This window comes from Pantoea sp. ME81, from assembly GCF_903970985.1.
GTDB classification, from domain to species: Bacteria; Pseudomonadota; Gammaproteobacteria; order Enterobacterales; family Enterobacteriaceae; genus Pantoea; species Pantoea communis.
Genome location: NZ_CAJCKS010000108.1, coordinates 1 through 16,861, shown reverse-complemented (window position 1 = coordinate 16,861; position 16,861 = coordinate 1). Strand labels below are relative to the sequence as shown.

Here is a 16,861-nt window from a genome sequence, read left to right as displayed (position 1 = left end):
GGATCGGTGTAAACGTTACGCAGCGCGATAGACTCGGCGATCCATGGCTGGTCAGCCATCAAATGCGCATCGTTGGCGATGGTCAACACGGCTTTGATATCCGCAGCCAGCTGATCGCGCAACTGCAGACCCAGCGGCCACAGTGATTTATCAACCAGACGCTGATCGTAATACTCCGCCAGCCACAGGTCAGCTTTCGAGAACACCATCTCCAGCATGCCCAGACGGGTGGCGAAGAACGGCCATTGGCTACACATCGCTTCCAGCTGATCCTGATGACCTTCGTCCATCGCCTTCTGCAGCGCCGCACCGGCACCGAGCCAGGCTGGCAGCATCAAACGGTTCTGCGTCCAGGCGAAGATCCACGGAATCGCACGCAGTGATTCCACGCCGCCGGTAGGACGACGCTTCGCCGGACGTGAACCGAGTGGCAGTTTACCCAGCTCTTGCTCTGGCGTGGCCGAACGGAAATACGGTACGAAGTCCGGGTTTTCACGCACATAGCCGCGATACATGGCGCAGGAATGGGCTGACAAACCGTTCATGATCTCTTTCCACTCGCGCTTAGGCTCGGGCGGTGGCATCAGGTTGGCTTCCAGAATCGCACCGGTATACAGCGACAGGCTGGCGATGGTGACTTCTGGCAAACCGTATTTGAAGCGAATCATCTCGCCTTGTTCGGTCACGCGCAGGCCGCCTTTCAGGCTGCCCGGCGGTTGCGACAGCAGTGCTGCGTGTGCAGGTGCGCCGCCACGGCCGATTGAACCGCCGCGTCCGTGGAACAGCGTCAGCGTGATGCCGGCTTTCTCACAGGTCTTGATCAACGCATCCTGTGCTTCGTACTGCGCCCAGCTGGCGGCCATCACGCCGGCATCTTTCGCCGAATCGGAATAACCAATCATCACCATCTGTTTGCCGTTGATGAAACCGCGGTACCAATCGATATTCAGCAGTTGCGTCATCACGTCATTGGCGTTGTTCAAATCGTCGAGGGTTTCGAACAGTGGCGCTACCGGCATCGCGTAAGGAATACCGGCTTCTTTTAACAGCAAGTGCACCGCCAGCACGTCCGACGGCGTTTTCGCCATCGAAATCACGTAAGAGGCGATGGAACCTTGCGGCGCTTCAGCCACCACTTTACAGGTATCCAGCACTTCGCGGGTGTTGTCGCCCGGCTCCCATTGATGCGGCAGCAGCGGACGTTTGGAGTTCAGTTCACGGATCAGGAACGCCTGTTTGTCGGCTTCTGACCAGCTTTCGTAGTCACCCAGCCCCAGATAGCGCGTCACTTCGGCAATCGCTTCGGTGTGGCGGGTGCTCTCCTGACGGATATCAATACGCACCAGCGGCACGCCAAAGCACTTCACGCGGCGCAGCGTATCCAGCAACTGGCCATTGGCGATGATGCCCATGCCGCACTGTTGCAGAGATTGATAGATGGCGAACAGTGGTTGCCACAGTTGATCGTTCGAGACCAGTAGATCGGCAGGGCGCGGCAGGCGCTCGCCTTTCAAACGACGGCCTAAATAAGCTTGCGTGGTCATCAGCTGGCCACGAATACGTTTCAGAATCATGCGGTACGGTTCCAGCGCTTCTGGATCGCCGCACAGGTCGCGCACTTCATCGCTGCATTCGGACATCGACAGTTCAGAAATCAGCACGCCCACGTCGCGCAGGAACAGATCGGCGGCTTTCCAGCGGCTCAACTGCATCGCATGGCGTGTGATAGGCGCGGTGACGTTCGGGTTACCGTCGCGATCGCCGCCCATCCACGAGGTGAATTTGATCGGCACGAAATCGACGGGCAACTTGATACCAAAAGTCTCTTCAACCTGCTCGTTCAGCTCGCGCAGGAATGCCGGTACGCCTTGCCACAGGCTATTTTCGACCACGGCAAAGCCCCATTTGGCTTCATCAATCGGTGTTGGACGATACTTACGGATTTCATCGGTATGCCAGGCTTGTGCGACCAACTGACGCAGGCGACGCATGACTTGCGTGCGCTCGTAATCGGAGAGATCGCTGTGGTCGAGTTGCTGCAGGCAGCTATTCACTTCGCCCAGCATGTGGATCAGCGTACGGCGGGTGATCTCCGTTGGGTGAGCGGTCAGCACCAGCTCCAGCGACAGTTCTTCGATCGCCTGGCGAATCGAACTTTCGCTGATGTCGTTTTGCTGCTTCAGACGCTCAAAGGTCTTCTTCAGGATTTCCGGATTATTCGCGCCATCGCCGCTGCGGGAGATGGTCTGATACTGCTCTGCCACGTTGGTCAGGTTGAGGAACTGGCTAAACGCGCGTGCAACAGGTAGTAACTCGTCATTAGACAGGTTTTGCAGCGTGTTCAGCAGTTCCTTACGATCGGTGTCATTGCCTGCGCGGGAGGACTTAGAGAGTTTGCGGATGGTTTCCACCCGATCGAGGATGTTCTCTCCCAGTGCATCCTTTATCGTATCCCCGAGCAGTTTGCCGAGCATACTGACATTACTTCGCATTGCGGAATATTGTTCGTTCATTTGACCCTGACACCCTTATCGTCTTGAAAGTACCCTTACACCCAACGGGCATAACATCGTCTTTTATCTAGCCACGGTTCTTCCTGTTCGTCAATTGACTTAAATTGACGATAATTCGCTGCTAACTACCGGAAATTCATAGAATTAACTTGGGGGGAAGCGAGATAAGTTATTCTTATTATCAAATCCCGAACAATGACCGGGCAATTTACTGTTTTAACAGTGAATTGCCCCATCTATTGTTAATCAGTGACAAAAATGCTGAACAACCTGCGTGATAAGCGCATGAGTTGGCTTAATAAATGCGGTATCGATAAATTCATCTGGCTGGTGCGCCTGATTGATCGATCCTGGACCTAAAACCAGCGTTGGACACAATTGCTGGATAAAAGGCGCTTCGGTGCAATAGTTCACCACTTCAGTCGGCACGCCCAGCAGTTTCTCTACCACTTTCACCAGCTCATGATCGGCCGGACATTCGTAGCCAGGAATCGGCGGGTGCAGTTCACCTACCGTTAAACGCCCCGGCCAGCGTTCGCTCACTGGCGCCAATGCTTCATTCAGCAAGCCATCCAAATCGCTCAGAGTTAAGCCCGGCAGCGGACGAATATCCATGTGCAATTCGCAGCAGGCGCAGATACGGTTCGCGGCATCGCCACCGTGAATGTGACCAAAGTTCATGGTCGGGTAAGGAATCGCAAATCCATCGTGGTTATAGCGATTTTTCAGGGTATTGCGCAGTTGCATCAGCTGGGTAATGGATTCATGCATCAGCTCAATGGCGTTCACACCGCGTGAAGGATCGCTGGAGTGGCCTGACTGACCCTGAATACGAATCACGTTCGACAGATGACCTTTGTGCGCGCGCACCGGCTTCAGTGAGGTCGGCTCACCAATGATGGCGCAATCCGGACGCAGCTGGGTGGATTCGGAAAAGTACTTTGCACCGGCCATGGTGGTCTCTTCATCGGCTGTGGCGAGGATGTACAGTGGCTTGCTGAGTTTGGTCACGTCAACGTCACGCAGCGCATCCAGAATAAAAGCAAAGAAGCCTTTCATATCCGCCGTACCTAAACCGTATAGCTTGTTGTCGTGCTCGGTCAGGGTGAAGGGATCGCGCGTCCAGCGGCCATCATCATAGGGAACGGTATCGGTATGGCCCGCCAGCAACAGGCCGCCAGCGCCCAATCCGCTGCGTGCCAGCATATTGAATTTATGACGCGTGCCCGGTACTGGCTGGACTTCAACACTGAAGCCTAAATCGCGGAACCAACCCGCCAGCAAATTGATTAAAGTTTCATTGCTCTGATCCAGCGCGCTGTCGGTGGCGCTGATCGATGGTGTGGCAATCAACTGGCGGTAGAGTTCGATAAAAGGTGGTAATTTTGTCTTCACTGTTGACGGTCCTTGGGTTAGGATGTATCAATATTCATGCATTAATAGTGAATAAAAATACAATAACGTCGCTTGCATGTGAAGGGTAAAATCATCTGCAAACGGCATCGTGGGCAACGGGGCAAAGCCGCGACCCGGAATGAGTGACTGTAAATAAGGGTTACAGCCTGATGTTGAATACGCTGATCGTTGGTGCCAGTGGTTATGCTGGCGTAGAGCTTGCCACTTACCTGAATCGCCATCCGCATATGAACATAACCGCTTTGGCGGTTTCAGCGCAAAGCCCGGATGCCGGAAAATTACTGTCTGATCTGCATCCGCAGCTGAAAGGCATTATCGATTTGCCGCTGCAGCCGCTGAGCGATGCCGCAGAGTGGGCCGATAAAGTCGATGTGGTGTTCCTCGCGACCGCGCATGAAGTCAGCCACGATCTGGCACCTGAATTCCTCAAAGCGGGCTGCGTGGTATTCGACCTTTCCGGTGCGTTCCGTGTCAACGACGATGCTTTCTATACTCAATATTATGGTTTCAGCCATCAGCATCAGGATTGGCTGGATAAAGCTGTCTACGGTCTGGCCGAATGGCAGCATGACAAAATTAAAGATGCGCAGCTGGTGGCAGTACCCGGTTGCTATCCCACGGCGGCGCAGCTGTCATTGAAACCGCTGGTCGAAGCGGGATTGCTTAACGATGCACAATGGCCGGTGATCAATGCCACCAGTGGTGTGAGCGGCGCAGGGCGTAAAGCCAACGTCGGCACCAGCTTCTGTGAAGTCAGCCTGCAGCCGTATGGCTTGTTCAATCATCGTCATCATCCTGAAATCGTGGCGCATCTCGGTACGCCTGTGATTTTCACCCCGCATCTGGGTAGCTTCCCGCGCGGTATTCTTTCGACCACCACCTGCCGCCTTAAAGCGGGCGTGACCCAGCAAGACGTGGCGGATGCTTTCCACAAGGCTTACCACGACAAACCGCTGGTGCGTGTATATGACAAAGGTGTACCGGCATTGAAAGCCGTGGTCGGTTTGCCGTTCTGCGATATTGGCTTTGCCATGCAGGGCGAGCACCTGATTGTGGTGGCGGCCGAAGATAACCTGCTGAAAGGTGCCTCTTCGCAGGCGGTTCAGTGTTTGAATGTTCGTTTCGGCTACCCTGAAACATTGTCTCTGATTTAACGGACGGAAACTGCAATGAATCCATTGATTATTAAGCTGGGTGGCGTACTGCTGGATAGCGAAGAAGCACTGGCCCGCTTGTTTGATGCGCTGCTGGCCTACCGCAACGAACATCAGCGTCCGCTGATCATTGTGCACGGCGGCGGCTGCCTGGTGGACGAGCTGATGAAGAAGCTCGCTCTGCCAGTGAAAAAGAAGAACGGTTTGCGCGTGACGCCAGCCGATCAGATTGACATTATTACTGGTGCCCTGGCGGGTACAGCGAACAAGACCTTGCTGGCCTGGGCGAAGAAATATGGCATTGGTGCCGTTGGCTTATGCCTCGGTGATGCGGGCCTGGTAAACGTGGCGCAGTTCGACGAGGAACTTGGCCATGTGGGCAACGCGACGCCAGGTAATCCAGCGCTGGTGAATACCTTGTTGAGCGCGGGCTATATGCCGGTGATCAGCTCCATCGGTATTACTGACGGCGGCGATCTGATGAACGTCAACGCTGACCAGGCAGCGACCGCGCTGGCAGCGACCATTGGTGCTGATTTAGTCCTGCTTTCAGATGTCAGCGGTATTCTCGATGGCAAAGGTCAACGTATCGAAGAGATGACGGCCGATAAAGCACAGCAGCTGATCGATCAGGGCATTATTACTGATGGCATGATCGTTAAAGTGAACGCGGCACTCGATGCCGCACGTACTTTAGGTCGTCCGGTTGATATCGCCAGCTGGCGCCATGCTGAACAGCTGCCAACCCTTTTCAACGGCGTGTCGATTGGCACCCGGATTCTCGCATAATCAAGGATTTAAGACATGAGCACGCAAAACATCAAAAAAATCGTTCTGGCCTATTCTGGCGGTCTGGATACTTCGGCCATCATTCCATGGTTGAAAGAGAATTACGGCGGTTGTGAAGTGGTGGCATTCGTGGCCAACATTGGCCAGGACCCAGCCGATCTGGAAGGCGTTGAGAAGAAGGCGCTGCAGTCTGGTGCATCTGAGTGTCACGTTGCTGACCTGCGTGAAGAGTTCATCAGCGAATACGTGTATCCCGTGCTGCAAACCGGTGCTTTGTACGAAGGCACTTACCTGCTGGGCACCTCAATGGCACGTCCTATCATCGCTAAAGCGCAGGTTGAACTGGCGCTGAAAGTGGGTGCAGACGCGCTGTGCCACGGTGCGACCGGTAAAGGCAACGATCAGGTGCGTTTCGAAACCACCTACACCGCACTGGCTCCACAGCTGAAAGTAGTTGCGCCATGGCGTGAGTGGGATCTGCGTTCACGTGAAGCGCTGCTGGATTACCTGAAAGTGCGTAACATCCCAACGACGGCATCACTGGAAAAAATCTACAGCCGTGATGAGAACGCGTGGCACATCTCTACTGAAGGTGGCGTGCTGGAAAGCCCAGCGAATGCACCGAACAAAGATTGCTGGGTGTGGACCGTTGATCCACTGGAAGCGCCAGATCAGCCAGAGAACGTCACTGTGACCGTTGAGAAAGGTCGTGTCGTTGCGGTAAACGGCGAGAAGCTGAGCCCGTTCCAGTGCCTGGAGAAACTGAACGTGCTGGGCGCGAAACACGGCGTGGGTCGTATCGACATCGTGGAAAACCGTCTGGTCGGTATCAAATCTCGCGGCTGCTATGAAACCCCTGGCGGCACCATTATGGTCAACGCACTGCGTGCGGTTGAGCAGCTGGTACTGGATCGTGACAGCTTCAAATGGCGTGAGCAGCTGGGCCACGAAATGTCATATGTAGTTTACGACGGTCGCTGGTTTGCGCCGCTGCGTAAATCTATCCAGGCTGCTGCCGAGTCCCTGGCAGAAGAGGTGAATGGCGAAGTGGTACTGCAGCTGTATAAAGGCCACGCCACTGCGATTCAGAAAACCTCGGCGAACAGCCTGTACTCGGAAGAGTTCGCGACCTTCGGCGAAGACGAAGTTTACGACCACAGCCACGCGGGCGGCTTCATCCGTCTGTTCTCTCTCTCTTCACGCATTCGTGCATTGAACGAGCAGAAGAAGTAATACCGCGGCAGATAACACATTTTGCAAGGGCGGCTTCGGGCCGCCCTTTCTATAACAGCATTCAGGAGTAAAGCAGATGGCACTTTGGGGCGGACGTTTTTCGCAGGCAGCAGACCAACGGTTCAAACAGTTCAACGACTCACTGCGTTTTGACTATCGTCTGGCGGAGCAGGACATCACCGGTTCGGTAGCGTGGTCTAAAGCGCTGGTTACCGTGAATGTGCTGAGCAGCGATGAGCAGCAGCAGCTGGAAGGCGCACTGAATGAACTGCTGGCAGAAGTGCGCGCCAATCCAGAGCAGATTCTGCAAAGCGATGCCGAAGATATCCATAGCTGGGTAGAAGGCAAGCTAATCGACAAAGTCGGCGCACTGGGCAAAAAACTGCACACTGGCCGTAGCCGTAACGATCAGGTCGCCACCGATCTGAAACTGTGGTGCAAAGAGCAGGTCGCAGTGCTGCTGGACGCCACGCGCGAACTGCAATCAGCCCTCGTTGCCACCGCTGAAGCCAATCAGGATGCGGTGATGCCGGGCTATACTCACCTGCAGCGCGCGCAGCCGGTGACCTTTGCGCACTGGTGCCTGGCGTATGTCGAAATGCTGGCGCGTGACGAAAGCCGTCTGCAGGATACGCTGAAGCGTCTGGATGTGAGTCCGCTGGGCTGTGGCGCACTGGCCGGCACCGCTTATGAAATCGATCGTCAGCAGCTGGCCGGCTGGTTAGGCTTCGCCTCTGCCACACGTAACAGCCTTGATACCGTGTCTGATCGTGACCACGTGCTGGAACTGCTGTCTGATGCCTCAATCGGCATGATTCACCTCTCACGTTTCGCTGAAGACCTGATCTTCTTCAACACCGGTGAGGCAGGTTTCCTCGAGCTGTCGGACAAAGTGACGTCAGGCTCATCACTGATGCCGCAGAAAAAGAACCCAGATGCACTGGAGCTGATTCGCGGTAAATGTGGCCGTGTGCAGGGCGCACTGACCGGCATGATGATGACGCTGAAAGGTCTGCCGCTGGCCTACAACAAAGATATGCAGGAAGACAAAGAAGGGCTGTTCGATGCGCTTGATACCTGGGTCGACTGTTTGCACATGTCGGTACTGGTGCTGGATGGCATTCAGGTGAAACGCCCACGTTGCCAGGAAGCGGCCGAGCAGGGTTACGCCAACTCCACCGAACTGGCGGATTATCTGGTGGCCAAAGGTGTACCGTTCCGTGAAGCGCACCACATTGTTGGTGAAACCGTGGTTGAAGCGATCAAGCAGGGCGTGGCGCTGGAAGCATTAAGCCTGGCGCAATTGAAGCAGTTCAGTGCGGTGATTGAGGATGACGTTTATCCGATCCTGTCGCTGCAATCCTGCCTCGACAAGCGTAATGCACAGGGCGGGGTGTCGCCTCAGCAAGTCGCATTTGCCATCGCTGAAGCGAAAAAGCGTTTAGGCTAAAAAAAGAGCGGGCTCCTTTTCGGTAGCCCGCCAACCTCTAGCTTCAGAAATACATATTGTTATAGGCACATCATCAAGCGCTGGCACTCCCGGCCAACACACTGATTTTCTAAGCTGTTTGCAGGTGATGCTCTATGTCATCTCAGCTTCTTATTCAACATTGCTTCGTATGGCCGGTATTATTCCTGTTCACTGCTTGATAGGGCTAATCGTTCATTGCTATTCTATCTATCGCCACGGGCTATCGTGGTTTGGAGGATATCAATGAACATTCGTGATCTGGAGTATCTGGTTTCGCTTGCGGAGCATCGCCATTTCCGGCGTGCAGCTGATGCGTGTCATGTCAGCCAACCTACCTTGAGCGGTCAGATTCGTAAGCTTGAAGATGAGCTCGGTGTGATGCTGCTGGAGCGTACCAGCCGTAAGGTGTTATTTACCCAGGCTGGACTGTTGCTGGTGGATCAGGCGCGAACTGTGCTGCGCGAAGTCAAAGTGCTGAAGGAGATGGCGAGCCAACAGGGTGAAGCGATGTCCGGACCGCTGCATATTGGTCTGATTCCAACCACTGGCCCGTATTTGCTGCCGCAGATCATTCCCATGCTGCATCAAACCTTCCCTAAACTCGAAATGTACCTGCACGAAGCGCAAACGCAGCAACTGCTGGCACAACTCGACAGTGGCAAACTGGATTGCGCGATTCTGGCGCTGGTGAAAGAGAGCGAAGCCTTTATTGAGGTGCCGCTGTTTGACGAGCCGATGAAGCTGGCGATCTACAAGGATCATCCGTGGCACGACCGCGATCGTGTGCCGATGTCTGATCTGGCCGGCGAAAAGCTGCTGATGCTGGAAGATGGCCACTGCTTGCGCGATCAAGCCATGGGCTTCTGCTTCGAAGCCGGTGCGGATGAAGATACCCATTTCCGCGCAACCAGCCTGGAAACGCTACGCAACATGGTCGCGGCAGGAAGCGGCATTACTTTGCTGCCTTCGCTGGCGGTGCCGAATGAGCGAGTGCGTGATGGCGTGTGCTATCTGCCTTGCTATAAGCCGGTTCCGCAGCGCACGATTGCTTTGGTTTATCGCCCAGGATCACCTCTGCGCAGCCGCTATGAGCAGCTGGCAGAAGCAATCAAAACCCACATGCAGGGTTATCTGGACACGTCGTTAAAACAGGCGGTTTAAGCCGTTGAGCGCCGCGACGCGATAGGCCTCGGCCATGGTCGGATAGTTGAAGGTGGTATTCACGAAGTACTCGATCGTGTTGCCGCCGTTCTTCTGCTCCATAATGGCTTGCCCGATGTGAATAATTTCTGCCGCACGTTCGCCAAAGCAGTGAATACCTAAAATCTCTTTGGTTTCACGATGGAACAGAATCTTCAGGCTACCCACGTGCATCCCCACAATCTGCGCACGCGCCAGATGTTTGAACTGCGCACGACCCACTTCGTAAGGCACTTTCATCGCAGTCAGCTGCTGTTCGGTTTTACCCACTGAGCTGATCTCCGGAATGGTATAAATCCCGGTGGGAATATCTTCGATCAAATGAGCAGTGGCTTCACCTTTAATAATCGCCTGTGCCGCAATACGGCCCTGATCGTAGGCGGCTGAAGCCAGACTCGGATAACCAATCACGTCGCCCACTGCATAGATGTGCGGCTGCGCAGTCTGATACATGCTGTTCACTTTCAACAGGCCACGACCATCGGCTTCCAGCCCGACATTTTCCAGCGCCAGTGAATCGGTGTTACCGGTACGGCCGTTGGCATACAGCAGGCAATCCGCTTTCACTTTCTTGCCCGACTTCAGGTGCATGATCACGCCATCACTCACACCTTCAATCTTCTCGAACTCTTCGTTGTGACGAATCACCACGCCGCTGTTCCAGAAGTGATAGGAGAGCGAATCTGACATTTCCTGATCGAGGAACGCCAGCAAACGATCACGGGTGTTAATCAAATCCACCTTGACGTTCAGGCCACGGAAAATTGATGCGTATTCGCAACCAATCACACCGGCACCGTAGATGATCACATGGCCAGGTTCATGATGCAGATTGAGGATGGAGTCGGAGTCGTAAATGCGTGGGTGCGTAAAGTCGACGTCTGCAGGATGGTAAGGACGTGAACCGCACGCAATCACGAATTTTTCTGCGGTTAAGCGTTCGCGGGTGCCATCGGGCTGTTCAACTTCGATGGTGTTGGCATCAACAAAATGGGCATCGCCCTGATAAAGCTCACAACGGTTGCGCTCATAAAATCCCTGACGCATTGCCGTTTGCTGACTGATAACGTTTTCGGTGTGATTCAGAATGTCAGCAAATGAGGAGCGCAGGAGTCGGGTGTGATCGCTATAAAGAGGGTTTTGATTGAACTCGATAATACGGCTGACAGCGTGACGTAAAGCTTTGGAGGGGATGGTCCCCCAGTGAGTACAACCGCCGCCGATATTATGGTAGCGTTCGATCACTGCAATGCGCGCTCCCTGCTTCACCAGGCCCATTGCCGCACCTTCGCCGCCTGGACCTGAGCCAATCACAATGGCATCGTAATCGTAAGACTTTTGCATACCAGTACGTCCTATTTTTCTATCACATTTTTACAACGAGATTCTAACATCTCACCGCGCACTTCTGAATTCTAACAGCGAAAAATCCCCAGTTTTGACAAAGCGTGAGGTACACAGGCGGTCACAAACTTTGCGCCACTGTACGCTGAAAAGTTTGTTATAGTGCCTTCCAGATCACTTAAAAGGCCGGGAAAATGGGCGTCAGGGCGCAACAGAAAGAACGTACAAGACGTACGCTGATTGAAGCAGCCTTCAGTCAGTTAAGTGCAGAAAGGAGTTTTGCCAGCCTGAGTTTGCGTGAAGTTGCGCGTGAAGCCGGGATTGCACCTACCTCGTTTTATCGTCACTTTAAAGATGTGGATGAACTGGGTTTGACCATGGTCGACGAAAGTGGCCTGATGTTACGCCAGTTGATGCGCCAGGCACGTCAGCGCATTGCCAAGGGCGGCAGCATCATTAAGACCTCCGTTTCCACATTTATGGAATTTATCGGGAACAATCCCAACGCTTTTCGTCTCTTACTACGCGAGCGCTCCGGAACATCGGCCGCGTTCCGTGCCGCAGTTGCGCGAGAAATTCAGCACTTTATTGCTGAGCTCGCGGATTACCTTGAGCTGGAAAATCGGATGCCGCGCAGCTTTACCGAAGCGCAAGCCGAAGCCATGGTGACCATCGTGTTCAGTGCCGGTGCGGAAGCGCTGGATGTGGATATCGAACAGCGTCGCAAGCTGGAAGATCGCCTGGTGCTGCAATTGCGCATGATCGCCAAAGGCGCTTATTACTGGTATCGCCGGGAGCAGGAACGTCTGGCGGTGACCCTGGAAAAACCCGAAGAGTAATGTGATAAGGATAATGAAATGATTGAGCAAAACCCACGCGATAAAGGAACCCTGTTACTGGCTTTTATCACCGGTTTAGCGATCAACGGCTCCTTTTCGGTGCTGTTCAGTACGTTTGTGCCTTTTTCGATATTCCCGCTGATCGCCCTTTGCCTCGCAGCCTGGTGTCTGCATCAGCGTTATCTTAACCGCAATATGCCCGATGGCATGCCTTCACTGGCTGCGGCGTTTTTCCTGTTGGGTATTCTGGTGTATAGCGCGCTGGTGCGTGCTGAATATCCGGATATCGGTTCCAACTTCATCCCGACCATTTTGATGGTGGCGCTGGTGTTCTGGATTGCCACGCGCTTCCGCCGTGCCAGGAACAAGAGCTAAATACAACAACGGGAACCGCAGGGTTCCCGTTTTGTTTTAGGCTTTACGCGTGAGCCAGACGCCGCATTCCATATGATGGGTGTACGGGAACTGGTCGAACAGCGCCAGCCGCGACACGTCATGGGTTTCACCCAGCGTGGCGAGGTTATCGCACAGGGTTTGCGGGTTGCAGGAGATATACAGGATGCGTGGATACGCCTGCACCATCTTCACAGTTTCCTCATCCAGGCCACTGCGTGGTGGATCGACAAAGATGGTCTCGCATTGATAGCTCTTCAGGTCGATACCTTCTAAGCGGTTGAAGCTGCGCACGCCATTCATCGCCTGGGTAAACTCTTCCGCCGCCATGCGAATGATCTGCACATTATCGATATGGTTGGCGGCAATATTGTACTGCGCTGATGCTACCGAAGGTTTCGCAATTTCCGTCGCCAGTACGCGATGGAAGTTACGCGCCAGCGCCAGTGAGAAGTTGCCGTTGCCACAGTAAAGTTCCAGTAGATCACCACGTGAGCCCTGAGTGACATCTAGCGCCCATTCCAGCATCTGAATGTTCATCGCCGCATTAGGCTGGGTGAAGCTGTTCTCCACCTGACGATAAATCATCTCTTTGCCCGCTACGGGCAGGCATTCATCGACGTAATCGCGATCAAGGCAGATTTTGGTTTTGGTCGCACGGCCAATCAACTGCACATCAATGCCTTCAGCGCGCAGGGCGTCGCGCAGCGCGGTGGCGGCTTCCGTCCAGTCCGCTTCCAGCTTGCGGTGATACAACAGCGAAATCACAATCTGATTGCTCATCGTCGACAGGTAGTCGATCTGGAACAGCTTGAAACGCAGCGCTTTGTTATCACGGATCGCATCGATCAATTTTGGCATCAACTGGTTGATCAACGCGCTGGCAGCAGGGAATTGATCCACACGGATGCGCTGCTTAGTTTCTTGATCAAAGATGATGTGGTACAGATCGTCGCCATCATGCCAGATGCGGAATTCGGCGCGCATACGGTAGTGGCTGACCGGTGAGCGGAACACCTCCACGTCAGGCGCGGCAAAGGGCACCATCATCGCCTGTAAACGGCTGACTTTTTCCGCCAGTTGCGCGTCGTATTGTTCAATCGGGAGCTGTTCGGGTGTCATCTTTAATCCTGGTAATAAGCTAGCTTGCCGGGCGATTGTAGGCATTCACCTGCTGATGTCCAGTTCTGTGAGAAGATGATGGCTGGCAGTCTGGATTCCCGACCTTCTTAACCGTAGACTGCGACTGCCGGCCTCCTTGAGTTAAAAGGGAATCCAGTGTGAATCTGGAGCTGACGCGCAGCGGTAAAAGAATGTCATGGTGATCGATCGTTAAACACTGTCCTGTGGGATGGGAAGTTTTTCACCATTTATGATTCTCAGCCCGAAGACCTGCCGGTGTGTCGTCGCAATCACTGCAACCATCGCGTGCTATCGGTTGTAGGCCTGCGGCATCCTGCTTCGTCTTTTGGATGCTTACAACAATGAATAAAAGCAACACTACGCTGTGTGCCTTCAGTGCAACGGCGCTTTCACTCTGGGCTGCGTATGGCTACGCTCAGGATGATGATACGCAAATCGTTACCGCTAATCGTTTCGCTCAGCCGGTTTCATCGGTGCTGGCACCGACAACGGTAGTCACCCGTGAAGAGATCGATCGCTGGCAAGCGAAAAGCCTGACGGATGTGATGCGCCGTTTACCTGGCGTGGATATCGCGCAGAACGGTGGCCTTGGTCAATCCAGCTCGATGTTTATCCGTGGTACTAACTCCAGCCATGTGCTGATATTGATTGACGGCGTTCGTCTCAATCAGGCGGGTATTTCTGGTTCGTCTGATCTAAGCCAGATTCCGTTGTCACTGGTGCAGCGCATCGAATATATCCGTGGCGCGCGTTCAGCGGTTTATGGTTCGGATGCGATTGGTGGGGTGGTGAACATTATTACCGGCCGCGATAAAGCAGGTACCACGTTGACGGCGGGTGTCGGTTCCAATGGCTACCAAAGTTATGATGGTTCCACGCAGCAAATGCTGGGGGATGCCACCAAACTCACCATGGCGGGTAATTATACCTACACCAAGGGTTACGACGTGGTGGCCAACTTGCCTGACGTTTACGGCGATCCCGCGCAGAAAGACCGTGACGGCTTTATGAGCAAAACCTTGTATGGATCGTTGGAGCATCAATTTAACGATGAATTCAGCGGTTTCGTGCGTGGCTATGGTTTCGACAACCGAACGGCTTACGATGGTTACCCTACTTATGTAGAGCCGAACACCTTTGTCGATACTCGCCAGCTTTACAGCCAAACCTGGGATACCGGTCTGCGCTTCAATCAGGGTATCTACTCATCCCAATTAATCGCCAGCTACAGCCATACCAAAGATTACAACTACAGCCCGCAACTCGGTAAATACGATGCGACCGCCTCATTAAATGATGTGCAGCAGTACAACCTGCAGTGGGGTAACACTATGCAGGTCGGACATGGTGCGATCAGCGGGGGCGTGGACTGGCAGAAACAGACTTCAGAACCGGGTACTAACTCCACTATTGAAGGTCAGGAACAACGTAATACTGGGATTTATGCTACTGCGCAGCAGCAATTCGGTAGCGTAACGCTGGAAGGGGCAGTACGTGGCGACGACAATGATGCGTTTGGCTGGCATAACACCTGGCAGAGCAGTGCCGCGTGGGAGTTTGTTGACGGCTACCGTGTTTTCGCTTCTTACGGTACGGCATTCAAATCGCCTAATTTAGGACAGCTTTACAGCCAGACGTATGGTAACCCGGATCTGAAGCCTGAAAAGAGCAAGCAGTGGGAAGGGGGCTTTGAGGGGCTGACGGGCCCGGTAAACTGGCGTGTATCCGGCTACCGCAATGATATCGACAATCTGATTGATAGCGACCCAAGCACGTACGTTTATTACAACATCGATAAAGCACGCATCAAAGGGGTGGAAGCAACAGCATCCTTCGATACTGGCCCGTTCAGCCATCAAATCTCATACGATTATGTTGATGCGCGTGATGCAGAGACTAATCAGCAGCTGGTACGCCGTGCTAAGCAGCAGGTGAAATACCAACTCGACTGGACAATCTACGATTTTGACTGGTCTGTGACCTATCACTATCTTGGCGATCGTTACGATAACGATTACAACCACTCTTACACGCCGCAGCGCGTGAAATTGGGCGGTGTGAGCTTGTGGGATCTCGCAGTCTCGTATCCGGTCACATCACAACTCACCGTTCGTGGTAGAATTGCCAACCTGTTCGATAAAGACTACGAGACAGTGTATGGCTATCCAACTCCAGGAACGGAGTATTACCTCAGCGCCAGCTACAGCTTCTGATCTGCGTCCCACCGTGCTGGTGTTTGACTCCGGCGTCGGTGGGCTCTCCGTCTATGATGAGGTCCGGCAGTTATTGCCGGATCTTCACTATTTATATGCCTTCGATAATGAAGGTTTCCCTTACGGTGAAAAAACCGAAGACTTTATTGTCGAGCGTGTGGTTGCCGTAGTCGACGCGATTACAAAACGCTTTCCGCTGGCATTAGTGATTATTGCCTGTAACTCCGCCAGTACTGTTTCTCTACCCGCACTGCGTGAGCGCTTCGAATTTCCTGTTGTCGGTGTTGTTCCTGCGATTAAACCCGCTGCGCGTCTCACGCGGAATGGTGTCGTGGGATTACTGGCAACACGCGGCACGGTAAAACGTCCTTATACTCATGAGCTGGTGGCGCAGTTTGCGCGCGAGTGCAAAATCGAAATGTTGGGTTCTGCTGAACTGGTAGAGCTGGCGGAAGCGAAACTGCATGGTGAAGGGGTGGAACTCTCTGATGTGCGCCATGCTGTGCAACCCTGGCTTCGCATGAAAGAGCCACCTGACACTGTCGTCCTGGGATGTACGCACTTTCCTCTATTGCGTGACGAGCTGCAAATGGTACTGCCTGAAGGCACGCGGTTAGTGGATTCCGGTGCAGCCATTGCACGCCGCACAGTATGGTTATTAGAACATGAAGCGCCGCACGCCGTTTCTTCTGGTCAAAATATGGCGTTCTGCACGCTTATGGATGAGGAGGCGGTGCAATTATCACCGGTTCTACGGCGTTATGGCTTTCCATTGCTGGAAAAACTGGCGATTTAGTGGGGTTTCGACGAAAAAAACAGCACTCAGAATTTAATTTGCATTTAGCGCTTGTCAGCCAAAAAGAAATCCCTATACTGCGCCTCCACTGACACGGAACAACGGCTTACGAAGCGAAGTGTTCAGGAGGTGGCCTTCAAGGCAACCTTCAGAAAAGCAAAAATAAATGCTTGACTGAGAATGCGGAAAGCGTAATATACGCATCCCGCGCCGCTTGAGAAATCGCGGCACTGCTCTTTAACAATTTATCAGACAATCTGTGTGGGCACTCGCAGGATTGATATCAGCGTCTCCGGACGTAAAAAATATCAAGTCTCACGAGTGAACACATAATGAAATTCATTATGACGTTTTACA

At 53.6% G+C, this 16,861-nt stretch carries 13 protein-coding genes and 1 riboswitch; of the genes, 9 read left to right on the top strand and 4 right to left on the bottom strand.

Annotated features, from left to right (window positions below; translation table 11 throughout):
- Positions 1-2,513 (bottom strand): phosphoenolpyruvate carboxylase (gene ppc / locus H7A81_RS18090; protein ID WP_182058285.1); only part of this gene is annotated, 2,513 nt, incomplete at its 3' end.
- 246 nt (positions 2,514-2,759) lie between these two features.
- Positions 2,760-3,908 (bottom strand): acetylornithine deacetylase, encoded by a 1,149-nt coding sequence (gene argE, locus H7A81_RS18085; protein ID WP_045815696.1) that lies wholly within the window; start codon positions 3,906-3,908, stop codon positions 2,760-2,762.
- Between the two features lie 170 nt (positions 3,909-4,078).
- On the opposite strand from argE, the gene argC reads away from it, so the two are divergent.
- From argC to oxyR, 5 genes are all read left to right on the top strand, one after another.
- Positions 4,079-5,083, top strand: coding sequence for an N-acetyl-gamma-glutamyl-phosphate reductase (argC, locus tag H7A81_RS18080; protein ID WP_182058286.1), 1,005 nt, complete (start codon positions 4,079-4,081; stop codon positions 5,081-5,083).
- A gap of 15 nt (positions 5,084-5,098) precedes the next feature.
- Complete coding sequence (gene argB, locus H7A81_RS18075) at positions 5,099-5,872, top strand: acetylglutamate kinase (protein ID WP_058960105.1); 774 nt, start codon at positions 5,099-5,101, stop codon at positions 5,870-5,872.
- A 15-nt stretch (positions 5,873-5,887) separates the two neighbouring features.
- On the top strand, positions 5,888-7,105 hold the full coding sequence (locus H7A81_RS18070; protein WP_038644110.1) for an argininosuccinate synthase: 1,218 nt from the start codon (positions 5,888-5,890) through the stop codon (positions 7,103-7,105).
- A 76-nt stretch (positions 7,106-7,181) separates the two neighbouring features.
- A complete protein-coding gene (argH, locus tag H7A81_RS18065) occupies positions 7,182-8,555 on the top strand; it encodes an argininosuccinate lyase (RefSeq protein WP_058960104.1) in 1,374 nt (457 codons plus the stop codon).
- Positions 8,556-8,819: 264 nt separating this feature from the next.
- A complete protein-coding gene (gene oxyR / locus H7A81_RS18060) occupies positions 8,820-9,737 on the top strand; it encodes a DNA-binding transcriptional regulator OxyR (RefSeq protein WP_034823715.1) in 918 nt (305 codons plus the stop codon).
- Here oxyR and sthA read toward each other — a convergent pair.
- Positions 9,720-11,120: a Si-specific NAD(P)(+) transhydrogenase gene (sthA, locus tag H7A81_RS18055; protein ID WP_021506825.1), complete on the bottom strand. Its 1,401-nt coding sequence runs from the start codon at positions 11,118-11,120 to the stop codon at positions 9,720-9,722. The genes oxyR and sthA overlap by 18 nt on opposite strands.
- A 194-nt stretch (positions 11,121-11,314) precedes the next feature.
- Here sthA and fabR point away from each other — a divergent pair, with 194 nt between their 5' ends.
- Together fabR and H7A81_RS18045 are read left to right on the top strand one after the other, a co-directional pair.
- Positions 11,315-11,959: an HTH-type transcriptional repressor FabR gene (gene fabR, locus H7A81_RS18050; RefSeq protein ID WP_034823706.1), complete on the top strand. Its 645-nt coding sequence runs from the start codon at positions 11,315-11,317 to the stop codon at positions 11,957-11,959.
- An 18-nt stretch (positions 11,960-11,977) separates the two neighbouring features.
- The gene (locus H7A81_RS18045; protein ID WP_182058284.1) at positions 11,978-12,334 is read left to right on the top strand and encodes a YijD family membrane protein; all 357 of its coding nucleotides are present in this window, start codon (positions 11,978-11,980) and stop codon (positions 12,332-12,334) included.
- A gap of 36 nt (positions 12,335-12,370) precedes the next feature.
- Here H7A81_RS18045 and trmA read toward each other — a convergent pair whose 3' ends face one another.
- Positions 12,371-13,474, bottom strand: a complete 1,104-nt coding sequence (gene trmA, locus H7A81_RS18040) for a tRNA (uridine(54)-C5)-methyltransferase TrmA (RefSeq protein ID WP_182058283.1) — start codon at positions 13,472-13,474, stop codon at positions 12,371-12,373.
- A gap of 111 nt (positions 13,475-13,585) precedes the next feature.
- Positions 13,586-13,767: riboswitch (cobalamin riboswitch) on the top strand.
- A gap of 69 nt (positions 13,768-13,836) precedes the next feature.
- Here trmA and btuB point away from each other — a divergent pair.
- Both btuB and murI read left to right on the top strand, forming a co-directional pair.
- Positions 13,837-15,708: a TonB-dependent vitamin B12 receptor BtuB gene (gene btuB, locus H7A81_RS18035; RefSeq protein ID WP_182058282.1), complete on the top strand. Its 1,872-nt coding sequence runs from the start codon at positions 13,837-13,839 to the stop codon at positions 15,706-15,708.
- Positions 15,653-16,504 carry a glutamate racemase gene (murI, locus tag H7A81_RS18030; protein ID WP_182058281.1) on the top strand — a complete coding sequence of 284 codons (852 nt, stop codon included), beginning with the start codon at positions 15,653-15,655 and terminating at the stop codon, positions 16,502-16,504. Before btuB ends, murI begins: the two co-directional genes overlap by 56 nt.
- Positions 16,505-16,861: the final 357 nt, after the last annotated feature.